At 69.8% G+C, this 13,725-nt stretch carries 14 protein-coding genes; 1 reads left to right on the forward strand and 13 read right to left on the reverse strand.

Annotated features, from left to right (window positions below; translation table 11 throughout):
• Positions 1-8 precede the first annotated feature (8 nt).
• Complete coding sequence (locus C8D93_RS04295; protein WP_110263942.1) at positions 9-626, forward strand: glutathione S-transferase family protein; 618 nt, start codon at positions 9-11, stop codon at positions 624-626.
• A gap of 108 nt (positions 627-734) precedes the next feature.
• Here C8D93_RS04295 and C8D93_RS04300 read toward each other — a convergent pair whose 3' ends face one another.
• The 13 genes from C8D93_RS04300 to C8D93_RS04355 form a co-directional block, all read right to left on the reverse strand.
• A complete protein-coding gene (locus C8D93_RS04300; RefSeq protein ID WP_339374054.1) occupies positions 735-1,964 on the reverse strand; it encodes a sulfatase-like hydrolase/transferase in 1,230 nt (409 codons plus the stop codon).
• 60 nt (positions 1,965-2,024) lie between these two features.
• A complete protein-coding gene (locus C8D93_RS21325; protein ID WP_211307201.1) occupies positions 2,025-2,387 on the reverse strand; it encodes a sulfatase-like hydrolase/transferase in 363 nt (120 codons plus the stop codon).
• Positions 2,384-3,058 (reverse strand): hypothetical protein, encoded by a 675-nt coding sequence (locus tag C8D93_RS04305; protein WP_110263943.1) that lies wholly within the window; start codon positions 3,056-3,058, stop codon positions 2,384-2,386. Before C8D93_RS04305 ends, C8D93_RS21325 begins: the two co-directional genes overlap by 4 nt.
• An 18-nt stretch (positions 3,059-3,076) precedes the next feature.
• Positions 3,077-3,943, reverse strand: coding sequence for a formylglycine-generating enzyme family protein (locus C8D93_RS04310; protein ID WP_170123893.1), 867 nt, complete (start codon positions 3,941-3,943; stop codon positions 3,077-3,079).
• Positions 3,940-4,968 carry a glutathione S-transferase N-terminal domain-containing protein gene (locus C8D93_RS04315; RefSeq protein ID WP_110263945.1) on the reverse strand — a complete coding sequence of 343 codons (1,029 nt, stop codon included), beginning with the start codon at positions 4,966-4,968 and terminating at the stop codon, positions 3,940-3,942. Before C8D93_RS04315 ends, C8D93_RS04310 begins: the two co-directional genes overlap by 4 nt.
• Positions 4,969-5,004: 36 nt before the next feature.
• The gene (locus C8D93_RS04320) at positions 5,005-6,312 is read right to left on the reverse strand and encodes an ABC1 kinase family protein (protein ID WP_110263946.1); all 1,308 of its coding nucleotides are present in this window, start codon (positions 6,310-6,312) and stop codon (positions 5,005-5,007) included.
• The gene (locus tag C8D93_RS04325) at positions 6,309-7,256 is read right to left on the reverse strand and encodes a sodium-dependent bicarbonate transport family permease (protein ID WP_110263947.1); all 948 of its coding nucleotides are present in this window, start codon (positions 7,254-7,256) and stop codon (positions 6,309-6,311) included. The genes C8D93_RS04320 and C8D93_RS04325 overlap by 4 nt, the downstream gene beginning before the upstream one ends.
• 209 nt (positions 7,257-7,465) lie before the next feature.
• On the reverse strand, positions 7,466-8,332 hold the full coding sequence (locus C8D93_RS04330; protein WP_110263948.1) for a dihydrodipicolinate synthase family protein: 867 nt from the start codon (positions 8,330-8,332) through the stop codon (positions 7,466-7,468).
• A 98-nt stretch (positions 8,333-8,430) separates the two neighbouring features.
• Positions 8,431-9,300, reverse strand: a complete 870-nt coding sequence (locus C8D93_RS04335; protein WP_110263949.1) for a hypothetical protein — start codon at positions 9,298-9,300, stop codon at positions 8,431-8,433.
• Positions 9,301-9,375: 75 nt separating this feature from the next.
• Entirely contained in the window at positions 9,376-10,536 is a 1,161-nt protein-coding gene (locus C8D93_RS04340; protein ID WP_170123894.1) for a glutathione S-transferase family protein, read from the reverse strand.
• Between the two features lie 40 nt (positions 10,537-10,576).
• Positions 10,577-11,674 carry a glutathione S-transferase family protein gene (locus C8D93_RS04345; protein WP_110263951.1) on the reverse strand — a complete coding sequence of 366 codons (1,098 nt, stop codon included), beginning with the start codon at positions 11,672-11,674 and terminating at the stop codon, positions 10,577-10,579.
• Between the two features lie 22 nt (positions 11,675-11,696).
• Positions 11,697-12,380: a glutathione S-transferase family protein gene (locus C8D93_RS04350; RefSeq protein WP_110264343.1), complete on the reverse strand. Its 684-nt coding sequence runs from the start codon at positions 12,378-12,380 to the stop codon at positions 11,697-11,699.
• A 40-nt stretch (positions 12,381-12,420) separates the two neighbouring features.
• Entirely contained in the window at positions 12,421-13,494 is a 1,074-nt protein-coding gene (locus C8D93_RS04355) for an MBL fold metallo-hydrolase (protein ID WP_110263952.1), read from the reverse strand.
• Between the last annotated feature and the right edge of the window lie 231 nt (positions 13,495-13,725).

Below are 13,725 nucleotides of genomic sequence, written 5' to 3' on the forward strand. Positions count from 1 at the left end.
ACATCCCCATGAAGCTCCATACCTCCAGGGGCGCGGTCAGCCCGGCGCGTGTGCAGTTCTTTCTCGCCGAGAAGGGCATCGAGATCGAATGCGCACAGGTCAACCTGATGAAGGGCGAGCACAAGACGCCGGAGTACCGCGCGATCTCGCCGAACGGCCGCAGTCCGGCACTCCAGCTCGACGACGGCCGCGTGATCTGCGAGACCTCCGCGATCTGCCGCTACATCGAGGCGCTGCAGCCGGAGCCGCCGCTGTGCGGCACGACGCCGGTCGAACGCGCGCATATCGAGATGTGCGATCGCATGATGGAGTTCGAGTTGATGATGCCGATGGCGATGACCTTCCGGCACACCTTCCCGGCGATGAAGGCACTTGAGGACCAGGTGCCGGAGTTCGGCGAGAAGCAGCGCGGCGTCGCGCGCAAGCGCGCCGTGCGGCTCGACAAGCAGCTGGTGACGCAGGACTACATCGCCGGCAGCGAGTTCAGCATCGCCGACATCACCGCGTGGTGCTCGTTCCGCTTCTTCCGCGTCGCCGGCTTCGAGATCACCGACGAGACGCCGCATCTGAAAGCATGGTTCGCGCGGATCAAGGCGCGGCCGGCGGCGGCGGTGGCGTTCAGTTGATCCGCGCTCGCACCGCTCGGGTCGGGTAGCGCCGGCAGACGCGTGCATGCCCCTCGATCCACCGCGCCCGTGGCGCGGCACTCGGGGCGAACGATCAAGCCGCGGCGATCAGTTCTGCCAGTAAACGTACTCGTCGTCCTCGCTTTCCTCATCGACGAGCGTCTTGTCGACGAGCACCGGCAGTTCGACGAAGCTCGGCCACATCGGCTCGGCCATCTGTGCCGCGTGTGCATCGAGCAGCGCGCGCAACTCGGCGACCTTGTCCGGATGCTGCGCCGAAACCTCGTTCTGCTCGGTGGGATCGATATCGAGGTGGAACAGCCAGATCTTGTCCGGACGCTCGGCGACCTGCAGCTTCCAGCCCGCCGATAACACCATCCGGTAGCTGCCGTCGCGCCAGAACAGCGTGTCGTGCGGCGGCGTCCCGGTCTCGCCGAGCAGATGCGGCAGCAGGTTGGCGCCATCGATCGGGCGATCATCCGGCAGTGCGGCGCCGGCCGCGGCAACCGCCGTCGGCACGATGTCGATGCTCGACACCGGATGCGCGAAGTCGACGCCCGCGGGAATCCGCGCAGGCCACTGCGCGACGTAGGGCACGTGCACGCCACCCTCGAACAGCGTCAGCTTCCAGCCGCGGAATGGCCGGTTCACCTCGGGCAGGCCGATGCAGTTCGGCGCGCCGTTGTCGCTGGTGACGATCAGCAGCGTGTTGTCGGTCAGCCCCTGCGCCTCCAGCGCCTCGCGCACGCGGCCGACGCTGCGGTCCACGCCGCGCAGCATCGCGCCGTAGACACGGCGGCGATGATCGGGAATGTGCGCCAGCGCGTCGTAGTCGGCCTTCGCCGCCTGCAGCGGTGTGTGCGGCGCCCAATGCGCCAGATAGAGAAAAAACGGACGATGACGGTTGGCCTCGATCACCTTCACCGCCTCGTCGCTGTAGTAATCGGTCAGATAAGCGCCCGGTTCGAACCAGTCGCCGGCGTTGTAGCTGGTCGCGTAGCGCATGTTCGCCCACAGGAAGCGATCGATCGGATCGAAGTCCTGGCGCGAGTTGACGACGCCGGAATCATCGACCGGCAGATACAGCCCGTTCTCCATGTACAGGCTCTCGTCAAAGCCCTGGTTCAGCGGACGCAGCTCCGGGGTGCCGCCGAGATGCCATTTGCCGATATGCACGTTGTGATAACCCGCCGGCTTGAGCATCTCGGCCAGCGTGATCTCGGAGGGCGGCAGTCCCAGTTCATCGAAGCCGGCGATGTCCTTCGCGCGCTCGGCATGCACGACGATCGGCAGGCGCCGGTTGCCTTCGGCATAGATCGTCGAGGCCATCCGCGCCATGTTGCCCGGCGTCGGCGTGTACTCGAAGCCGAAGCGCGAGTGGTAGCGTCCGGTCAGCAGCTAGGCCCGTGACGGCGAGCACACCGCATTCGCCGAATAGCCGTTGCGAAAGCGCACGCCGGCGGCGGCCACGGCGTCGATGTTCGGCGTCGGCACCTCGGGCATGCCGCCGCCGTAGGTGCTGACGTCGTTGTAGCCGAGATCGTCGAACAGGATCACGACGATGTTCGGCGGCCGCTCGCCAGCCGGTGCCGACGGCGCCTCGGGGCCGCGTTGCCAGTGCACCTCCCGGTTCGGAGCAACCGGATTCCGGATTGCCGATACCCAGCCGCTGATGTGCAGCAGGACCGGCAGGCGCGCCGCGTACAGGCCCGCAGCGAGCGCGACGACGACGAGCAGCACGATCGGCAGGCGGCGGCTCATGGACGCGCTCCGGCATACCACGGCTGCCGTCGCAGCAGACGATGCAGCAGGCCGCCGAGCGCGATCAGCAGCACGGCGACCGGCATCCGCACGAAGAACAGGCTGAACACCGGCCTCGTCGGAAACACCTGCGTCTTCTCGATCGCCGCCCACTTGTGGATGCCGACACCGGCACCGGCGAGGTCGACGACCATCTCGACGAGGTCGCGCCGGCTGCGGTAGCGCACCAGCGCGACGCGTTCCCAGCTCGTGTGGTCGCCCGGCTCGTCGAGAAAGCGACCCGTCGGCGTGGCGAGGAACAGCGGATGGCCGCCGTGCGCAAGCAGCACCGGCACGATCGCGCGGTTGTAGCGCGCGTCCGCCTCGAGCGCACTGCCGCCGTAGCCGGCACCCGGCGGATACTGCGCCTGCTCGCGGAAGTCGATCAGGTTGAGCATGTAGAGCTCGTCGCCGTCGTCGTTCTCGGCGAGCCGGCGCAGTTCCTCGAACAGGCGCGCCTGCCCATGACCTTCGCCTTCTGCAGTGCCGGCGCGTTCGCGGATCTGCGCGAAGTAGGCGTCGAGATCGGCGGCATCGAGCACCTCGGCATCGGCGTCGTACCACGCGAGGAAACCGGCATAGCACAGCGCCAGCACGGCGACGAGGACACGGGGACCGGTGATCAGGGACATGAAGGTTCTCAGCAGGAATCAGCCGACGGGGTCACGGGCACAACGGAAACCGACGTGCATCAGCGTTGAATCCGGTGTCGCGTGCGCACGGCCGCTGACGCGAAAGCCGTAGCAGACGTCCGGATCGCAGAGGAACGAGCCGCCCCTCTGAGCCTTCTCGCGGGCCGGCGTCGCGGCCGGTACGCCGTAGGGCGCATACCAGTCGGCGGTCCATTCCCAGACGTTGCCCGCGAGGTCCTCGAAGCCGAGTCCATCGCGACCGTAGGCACCGACCGGCGACGTCGCCTTGTAGCCGTCGGCGCCGGTGTTGAGCGCCGGAAACGCGCCGGTCCAGACATTGGCGCGATAGCGGCCGTCGCGCCGCAGCGCATCGCCGAAGGCATGCCGGCCGCCATGGCCGGCGAGGCGCGCGGCATGCTCGAACTCGACCTCGGTCGGCAGGCGCTTGCCTTGCGCCGTGCAGTAGGCCTGCGCGTCGTGCCAGCTCACCTGCGTCACCGGATGGGTCTCGGTCGCCGCGGGGCCGTCCGGCCCCAGCGGCCTGCGCCAGTTCGCGCCGGCGACGAGCTGCCAGCGCCCGCTGCCATAGGTCATCACCGAGGCGCTGCCGATGCGCTCCGCCTCGGTGACGATGTGCTGGCGCGCGACGTGGCGTGCGAATGCCGCCACCGTGACCGGCCCGCGATCCAGCTCGAAAGCCGCGACCGCGGCGACGAAGGACGGCCTTTCGTCCGCGCGGCTGGCGTCGTCGCCGATGCGTGTCTGTCCGCCGGGCACGCGGATCATGTCGGCCGCTGCGATCACCGGCAACGCCGTCAGCGCAAGCGCGACGACGCCCGTGCGGCAGCGTCTCCGGCGCGCGTCGATGGGCGGGCGGACCTTCATGGCGCCAGCAAGACCTCGCAGCCGCTGCCGCGCAGTGCCTGCGCCAGCCATGCCCGATCGTCGTCGTCCAGCGCCGCCGCCTGCGCGCGCAGCGCGTTCAGGCACTTCACCTGGTACGCGAACACCTTCTGCCGCCAGCGCCCGCCCTGCACCGCGCACTCCACCCACTCGCCACCCTCGGCACGGGCCTGTGCATTGGCCAGCAGGAACGGCACGTAACTGCCGCCGATCTCGGCGAGCAGCGGCCCCAGCGTGACGAGCACGGTGTCGCGGTCCAGCCATTGCGCATCGTCGACGCGCCAGCCGCTCAGGTCCTCGCAACGCGCGGTCCAGGCCACGACGCGCGGCGCCTCGCGCTCGGCCAGCCGCGCCGAGCCGGGATCGAAGGCGCAGAGCTGCGTGAGCTGTCCGTACAGACCGAAATCGCCGGCCGCGGGACGTTCGCCGAACAGGAACCGGCGTTGTTCCAGCAGGGACTCCAGCATGCCGAGCAGTCGCCGGTAGCCGGCCTCGAGCATCGCCGCGGTCGCGTCGCTGGAACCGACGATCTCGCGCCGTCCGATCTGGCGGTCGCCGAACCACTGCGCAAACCGTTCGAGCTGCGCCGCCGGCACGGCGGGGTCGATCTGCCGCATCAGCTGCCGCCGCGCCCAGTCGATGCCGGCGGCGTCGGCCCAGCGGTAGTGGAACATGAACTTGGTGCACCACTCGTCGCCGTAGTCCTCGACCAGTGCGCTGAGGAAGGCCACGACCGGATCGGGCGGCAGCAGCGAGCGTTGCGCGTACTCGCGCTCCAGACGCGCGATCAGCGGCGTCGAGTCCACCGCCGCCTCGCGCATCGCCCCCGTCGCGTCGTGCCAGACGAGCACCGGAATCACCTGGACCGGCACCGGCGGCGGCGCGACGTACTCCGGACCGTTGCCGACGACCCAGACATGCGCGATGCGCCGATAGCGCAGCACCGCCCGCAGCTTGCGCGAGTACGGCGAGCCTTCGTTGCCGATGAGGGTCAGCGGCTGGGTCATGGAACTCTCCTCTCCGCCGCGATGGTGTGACGAACTTTACATCCTGTCAATTCCGCGCCGGTCGCCGTCGACGTACCGCGCGAACAGCGTGCGCATCGGCAGCCGCGCGCCGAGCGCGCGCAGCATCCAGTACTGGCCGCTGAGCGCACGCATCACGAAGGCGAGCTCCGACACCGGCTGGAACTTGAACGCACTCGACCAGTGCCGGCGCCCGGCGGCGCGCAGGTTGTCGATGAACGCCGGGTCGGCGCAGTCGAAGCGTTCGCGCGCGAGCAGGCGGTCCAGTCCCAGCGCGACGAACTCGCGATACACCGGCAGCAGCGCATCGAAGTCCGCGTCCGCACGCACGCCGCCGAGTTCCGCGAGGGCGGTGTGCAGGCCGTGCCAGTCGTGTGCGCGCGCCGCGCGCAGCAGACGGCGTCCGGTCTCCACCGTTTGCGGACGCACCTGCTTTACGCAGCCCATGTCGTAGACGACGACGCTGCCGTCGGCACGGAACGCGAAATTGCCCGGATGCGGATCGGCATGCACGGCGCGGCCGTCGAAGAAGCTGTGCAGCAGCCAGTGCGCGAGTGTGTCGGCCAGCCGTCCGCGCAGATCGGCGTTCCAGCCGGCCGCGGTTTCCAGCGTCTCGCCGGACTCCTCGCCGAGCACCAGCACGCTCTCGCCGCACAGTTCCGGCACCGCCTGCGGATAGACGATGCCCGGGACCGCGCAGTCGCGCGCCAGCGTGTGCAGGTGTTCGAGCTCGATGCGGTAGTCGGTTTCCTCGAGCACGCGCGCGCGCACTTCGGCCATCACCGCGTCCACCGCCGCGGCGTCGACCGGCAGCAGCCGCGAGGTCTTCAGCAGGCGCCGGAACTGGGTGAGATCGGCGTCGACCGCCTCGCGCACGCCGGGGTAGCGCACCTTGACCACGACCGCGCACCCGTCCGCGAGCCGCGCGCGATGCACCTGACCGATGCTCGCCGACGCGAGTGCCACGGGTTCGATGTGTGCCAGCCGTGCCCACTGCGACTTGGTCCACTCCGCATCGAGCACGGCCTTGATGTCGGCATACGGCAGCGGCTCGGCGCTGCGCTGCAGCTTGCGCAGCTGGTCGCCCAGCGCCGGCGGCAGCAGCTCGGCGTACTGCGAGGCGAGCTGCCCCATCTTCATCGCCGCGCCGCGCAGTTCGCCGAGGGTCTCGGCCCAGTCGCGTCCGACCGTCTCCCAGTGCCGCGCGCGGCGCTCGATCTCGTCGCCCATCGGCAGCTTCTGCAGCACGCTGCGCCCGAGCGTGCGCACACTGGCGCCGAGCAGCTTCATCGTGCGCGACGCCGGGCGGCGACTCTTGATGCTCATGCCAGTGCGCGCGCCACGCTGGCGTACAAGCCGATGCCGATGAGCAGGTTGAACGGGAAGGTCAGCGCCATCGGCAGGCCCAGATACAGGGCCGGGCTCGCATCGGGCAGCGCATGGCGCAGCACCGCCGGCGCGACGATGTAGCTGGCGCTGGCCGACAGCGTTGCCAGCAGGGCAAGGTCGCCGGCGCCCAGTCCGAGCAGCGTGCCCAAGCCCATCGCGGTCGCGGCGGCCGCCAGCGGAATCGCGAGGGCCAGTACCAGCAGCCACGGCGACAGGCCGCGCAGGTCGCCGAAGCGACGCGCCACGTCGAGCCCCATCTGCAGCAGGAACAGGGCCAGCATGCCCTTGAACAGGTCGCCGGAGAACGGCTCCATGACGGTGGCGCCGCGCTCGCCGGTCACCCAGCCGATCAGCAGGCTGCCCATCAGCAGCAGCGGCGCGCCGTCACGTGCGCTGTCCTTGAGCAGGTGGCCCCACGGCGTGGCCTGGGCACCGGCGTCGCCGCGGCGCGCCAGCGCGATGCCCAGCAGCACCGCCGGCATCTCCATGATCACCAGCGCGACCGACATCGTGCCGCTGAACGACACGGCGTTCTGCTGCAGGTGCTGGGTCGCGGCGACGAAGGTCACCACGCTGACCGAGCCGTAGCTCGCGGCGAGCGCGCCGGCCTGCAGCACGCTGGTCACCAGGCGAAAGGCCGCGAACGCGATCAGCGGGACGAGCAGTGCCATCACCAGCGACGCGCCCAGCGCCGCCGCCGCATCGGCATCGATGCCCGATCGCGCCAGCGTGAAGCCGCCCTTGAGGCCGACGGCCATCAGCAGGTACAGCGTCAGCCAGCGCACCACCGGCTGCGGCACTTCCAGGTTGGAGCGCAGCAGACCGGCACCGATACCGAGCACGAAGAACAGTACCGCGGGGTCCAGCAGGGCATCGGTCATGGGGACGCGAAACGGGGGGCAGGAAAAGGGCGCGTCATTGCAGCAGATCGGCAGGCACCGCGACAGTCCGCGGGAGTGCAACGCGACGGATGATGCGTGGCAGGCGGCCCAGGGGTCGCGAACGGGCGCGATCCTCCACCCGGGGCACCCGAACCGATGCGGCTATCCGTCCCCGCGGCGCTGGCGCCGGAGTGCGAAGCGCGGTTTCGTCAGATCGCGCAGCCGGCCGATCGCAGCGCGCGGCGCAGGTTCGCGTAGTCGCGCGCATGCGCCAGGGCGAGCGGCGGCGTGCTCTCTTCCACGCGACCCATCTCGATCAGCGCCCATTGCACGGCGCGGGGAACGTTGTCCGCCGGCTGCGCGTCGAGCACCGTCCTGAGCTGCGGCTGCAAGGCCTCGGCCTTCGCACGATCGCCCGACAATGCCGCGTCGTGCAGCGTGCGCACCAGGCGCGGTACGAGATTGCCGGCGGTCGAGATGCCGCCGGCGAAACCTTCGAGGACGAAGTGGGCCGTGGTGAGGTCGCTGCCGGCGTACAGCGCAAAGCCCTCGGGCAGCGGCAGGGCGCGCAGCTCGCGCGCCCGCGCCACGTCGGGTGCGCAGTCGACGAAGCCGCTGACACCATCGATGCGCGCGATCGCCTCGACCACGGCCGCGGGGATGCGCTGCGCGCTCGATCGCACGATCAGGTGCTGCCGGGCGGCCGCGGCCACCACCTCGACCTGCTCCAGGATCTTCTCCGTGGACGGCCACGGCGTGGTCGGCAGCGTCAGCAGGACCGCATCGGCTCCCGCCTCGTCGGCAATCTGCGCGAACTCCAGCGAGGTCTCCAGCGCGTCGGCACTCAGACCGGCAATGATCGCGATGCGCCCCTCGGCCTGCCAGATCGCCCTGCGCAGGAGTTCCAGGCGCTCCTCGGCGTCGAGGTCCAGCGCGGCGTCGAGCGTGTCGCCCAGCAGCAGCGCCGCACTGCCCTCCACGACGTGCCAGTCGACCAGTGCTTCCAGGCTTTGATACTTGATCGCGCCGTTCGGCTCGGTGGGGGCCACCAGTTCGACGATGCTGCCCTTGATCATCCGGAGGGTTCCTGGCGCAGACGGAGCCCGGAGTATAACCAAGGAGACCGGGCCTTCCGGGTGTCGGTGTGCCTTGCCACGACGCTGCGGGCGGACGCTCAGACGCCCGTCGTCGTCACCACCAGGCCCTGCCCGCCGTCGGCCAGTCCGGCCGCCCGGTGGTGCAGCGCGGCCCGGTAGCGCCGCAGCGCCGTCATCCGCCGGAATCCGGCGCGGCCGAGATACTCGACCATCGCGAACTCGTGCCAGAGATCGACGCCGGGATCGCCACCGTTGCCGACGAGCATCTGCCGGTAGCGACTGACGAACAGCGCCCGCGCACCGAGACTGTGCAGCGCGACGAAGGCACGCTTGCCGTAGCGGTAATAGGCCGTCTGGCCGGACACGGCCTCGCCGTCAGCGACGGTGTCCGCCGGGTACTCCGCCCGCTCGCGAAAGCGCAGCCAGTTGACCATCACGACGGGCGCCTGCGGGTCCGGGTGGGCGACGAAGGCATCGTAAGCCGCCTGGGTCGGCATGATGCGGGTGCCGATGCCCGGCTCGGGAGCGGAGTCGGCGCGGTTGTCGAAGAACGGCCAGCGCGGCAGGGCCAGGGCCATCAGGCGCATGGCGAGGCGTGCGCCGCGCGGCTGTTCGTTGAGCACGGCGATTTCCAGCGCCACCGCCTCATCGAACAGCTCGCCGTGCGCCGGGCTCTGCACCATCTCGAGCGCCGCCGCGCGCGTCGCAAAGTGCAGGCGCGCACAGTGCCGGTACAACGGCAGTACCCCGATGAGGACTTGCTCCTCGGTGCCGGACCAGCGCAAACGGCCGCGATGCGCGGATGCCAGGGCCGCGAGCTTCGTGACGGTTTCTGCGCGGGTGACGTCGGCACCCAGGCCGAAGCGGTAGAACAGCACGACGGGGCGTTCGGCGTTGCGGCGACGGTACGCGTCGAGTTGGGCGGAACTGGGGATCGGGGCGGGCATGGGCGGCGGTGGTGCGTCGGCGCGGCGATGCGATCGTTTCGCCATCGCGGGGAGCGAGCCGTTTCAGGGCATGCGCTATTCGGGGCGGACCGGCTCGGAGCGGATCGGCGGCTCGGGGAGGTCCCAGGGCGTGCCCTGCATGACGCGCAGGCCGTACCAGCGCGTGCCGGGATAGCGTTGCCGCAGCGGCAGCTCGAACTCGGCATCGAGCCCTGCGGGAACGTCGGCGGCGTCCTGCAGCCAGGATGCGACGCCACTGTCGCGCGTGCGCCCGAGCACGGCCTGCTGCGCGTCGGGCGGCAGCGCCCGGTAGGCCTTCAGCAGCTGTTCGCGGCAGGCCACGCGATAGCGCACGACCGGCATGCGCGGGTAGTGCGCATCGTCGAGGGTCAGGTCGAAGCGCCGGCGACCGGCGGCGTAAGCCCGTGCATTGGCATCGAGATAGCGCAGATAGTCACGACCGATCTCGGCGAAGACGGCGTCCCAGGCCGCATCGTCGAACGAGGCGAACGCACCGCACCCTTCGCGATCCGCACGCGCCGCCCAGACGCGGCCGACCCAGGCGTAGACGTTCGGCGCAGTGTCGACCATCTGCTTCGCCGAGTGCGGGTCGAGCGCGAAATGCCGGAACATCGACGCGAAGTAGCCGAAGTCGACGATGCCCGGCCGCGAGCCGAGCAGGAAGGGGCGCTCGCGCAGCAGCTCTTCGAGCTGCGCCAGCGTGCGCGCATACAGCGCCTGCACCGCGGATGCGTTGTGACGACGCACGCCGTCGCCGCGCACGTAGACGAGGTACTGGCGCCAGCGCATGAACCAGCCGAGCAAGGCGGCGGAATGCCAGGTGCCGGCGGACAGGTCGCGCCCGAGGCGGCGGCGCAGCAGACCGTGCGAGTCGCCGAAGTTCCAACGGAAGTACATCGCCGGCCGCCACAGCCATTCGTCGGCGTAGTCCTCGACCAGCAGGGCAAGGAAGCGCTGCGCCGGATCGTCCGGATAGATCGACGGCGCGCCGTGCTGCGCATCGAGCCAGGCGATCATCGGCGTGGTGTCCTTGAGCCAGCGCCCGTCCGGGCACTGCATGCACGGCACCTTCATGAAGCCGGTTGCCGGCAGGATGGTCTCGCGCATCACGCGCGTGTTGATCTCGACGCGCCGGTACGCGATCCGGGCATAGCGCAGATAGGCTTCGAGCTTGCCGCTGTAGTAGGACACGTCGGAAACGTAGGCGGTGTACATCCCGCCAGTCGCTGGCGCGGCGGATTGCGGGCGCACCGGTCTATTCCGGCGCGACGCGCAGCGCCATGCGCCTGAGGCGCGGGACCGGCAGGCGCATCGCGTCCGCGGCACCGACCGCCGCCAGCCAGTCGTCGACCGCGGTGCGTCCCGCGTCATCGAGTCCCCGGTAGGCGTCGAGCACGCGTTGCGCCATCCACAGGCTGTACGGCCGCGCGCTGAGCCCGAAGTCGCTGCCGGCCAGCGTCGTCCGGACCCGACCCAGCGCGCGCGCATAGCCGCGGCCCGGCGCTAGGTCCGGCGTCGCCTTCTGCACCTCGTCCAGCGTGCCGCGCAGATACGGCCAGAACTCGCCGAAGACCGATGCGAACAGCGGCGCCAGTGTCGCCGGCACGTCATCGTCCGGCAGGAAGCCGCCGCGCGCATCGGCCGGCGGATCGCACATGCGCCGCACCCAGTCGGCGAGATGCCGGCGCGGCGCGATCAGCGTGCGCGCCGGCACCGGATCGCGACCCAGGTGCGCATACAACGGGCCGATCAGGCCGTAGTCGCCGAGGCTCGCGCGCGTGCCGAAGAGGTAGGGATGCCGGGCGAAGTGTGCGTCGAGGGCGTCGCACATCGAGACGGTCCAGCGTTCGATACTGTCTGTCTGTGCCGGCACGACGCCGAGCACCGGCAGGAAGCCGCGCATCGCCCCCGCCGCACGCGCGACGACGCGGTTCTTCAGGAACCGCGGCGCGAACGGCAGCAGGTTGTCGCCGCCCTCCGGCGCAAAGACCGCGCGATAGTTCTCGTCGAAGTGCCAGCGGTAGTGCATCGCGCTCGGCAGCCAGAACTCGTCGCCCCAGGCTTCGAGCAGACAGGCCGCGACACGCTGGCGCGGCGTCTCCGGCACCACCGGCTGGTCGGCGAAGCGCGTCTCCAACACGTCGATGATGTGCGAGGTGTCCTGCAGCCATTCGTCCTGCGGCGTGACCACCACCGGCATGACGTTGGCGCCGGTCCGGCACCGGATCTCGCGCATGTCCCACAGCGTCACGCGCTTCTCGCGGAACGCGATCCGCTTGTGCCGCAGGTAGGCGCGGACCTTGCCGCTGTAGAGCGAGAGTTCCCAGCCGTAGAGCAGGTGGGGACGCGTCATTCCACGCCGCCGCGCCCGGCGGTCACTTCTGCAGCATGGTCTGCGCGCCCTTGACGAAGGCCCGCGTGGCGTCGGTCTCCTCGTCGAGCGACGGCAGCTTGACCGGCACCTCGATGCCCTTGACGCAGGCGGGCCGTGCGTACATTGCGTCGAGCCAGCGCTTGAGGTTCACCAGGCCGTCGATCTTCACGCCCGACCACTTGTACGTGCGCACCCACGGCCAGGTGGCGATGTCGGCAATCGAATACTCGTCCGCCAGCCACTCGCTCTCGCCCAGATGCCGGTCCAGCACCTCGAACAGCCGGCGACACTCGTTCTGGTAGCGGTCGATCGCCGGCTGGATCTTCTCCGGGAAGTAGCGGAAGAAGACATTGGCCTGGCCCATCATCGGGCCGACGCCGCCCATCTGGAACATCAGCCACTGCAGGGCACGCGAACGGCCCTTGGCATCCTGCGGCAGGAGCTTGCCGGTCTTCTCCGCCAGGTAGATCAGGATCGCCCCGGACTCGAAGACGGTGAAGTCGCCGTTGTCGGTGTCGACGATCGTCGGGATGCGGCCGTTGGGATTCAGCTTCAGGTACTCGGGCTTCTTCTGCTGCCCCTGCATCAGGTCGATGGCGTGTACGTTGTACGGCAGCCCCAGCTCCTCGAGCACGATGGAGACCTTGTGTCCGTTGGGTGTCGCGGCGGTGTAGAGCTCGATCATCTCGGTACTCGGCATGTGGGGAAAACGGAAGGGTGGACGCTCAGCCGCGTCGCCGCAAGCGTACGTCCGCGCCGTTCTCCGGCAACTGGACCCAAGTGCCGTCGCGGCCGACGGTCGCGGGACCGTCATAGACCTCGGCAACGCCGCGCACGAACAGCTTCTCCAGGCGCCGCAGCGGCAGCGCCGGCACGATGTGGTAGTACAGCAGGTGCTTCGCCCCCGCGGCCTGCGCCAGCTCCGCGACCTCGACCGGCGTCGCGTGATAGTCGTGGATGTCGAGCGAGATCTGCGCCATGTTCTCCGCACCTGCCTCGCGCGCACCGGCCGTGATCACGTCGACCAGATGCACCGCCAGTGCCTCGTGCACCAGCAGGTCCACGCCTTGGGCGAAGCGCGCGAGGTTGTCCGACTTGACCGTGTCGCCGGAGATCACCGCGCTGCGGCCGCGATAGTCGATGCGATAGCCCACCGCCGGCGCGACCGGTGCATGCGTCACCGAGAAGGCCATGATGCGCAAGCCGTCGTCGTCGAACACCACGTGGCTGTCGCCTTCGGCCGGCATCGCGAACGGCACCGCCCGGGCACCGGCACCGGAGGGCGGAATCACCCCGGGACCGTGGTGCGCCACGCGATAGCCGAAGTCAGGCGCGTAGGCGGTGTTGAACCCCTCGACGATCCTCTCCACGCCTTCCGGCCCGTGCACCGGCAACGGCGTGTCGCGCGAACCGCCGGCCCAGCGCTGCAGCATCAGCTCGCCGATGCCGTCGATGTGGTCGGAATGAAAATGCGTCAGCAGCAGGGCCTCGACGCGCCCGGGCGGAAGGCCGAACCGCGGTAAGTTGCGCGTTGCGCCGCTGCCGACGTCGATGACGACGATGCGGCCGCCGGCGACGACCGCCACGCAGGGGCCCGCCCGCGCCGGATCGGGCATCGGCGAGCCGGCACCGCAGAGCAAGATGTTCAGGCCGTCGGCGTACTGCGCGAAGTCCTCGCCGGACAGCGTCGAGACCACTTGCGCGCGCATCGCCCTGAGCAGGACGCGGTCGCCGACGGCCGCGGCGACCGCCAGCAGGAGCAGCAGGATGAGCGCTCCGATCGCGAGCTTGCGTCTCATGTCGCAGCGCGCGCCGGGCGGGACTTCACCTGCACGTGCGCCGGCGGCGCGGCCCGGCCTGTCGAGGGATGCATCGGAGCTCCGCAATCGTGTGACGCGCGCATCCTTTCGGTTTATTGACAATCTGTCAATATTGATGATGAAAGCAGTCGTTCAGCGCCACCCGGACCGGTTGACGACGGACTTCCGCTGATACAAAGTGGACACCATGTAAATCTCGGTAGCCGGCGT

It is taken from the genome of Sinimarinibacterium flocculans, from assembly GCF_003201205.1.
GTDB classification, from domain to species: Bacteria; Pseudomonadota; Gammaproteobacteria; order Nevskiales; family Nevskiaceae; genus Solimonas; species Solimonas flocculans.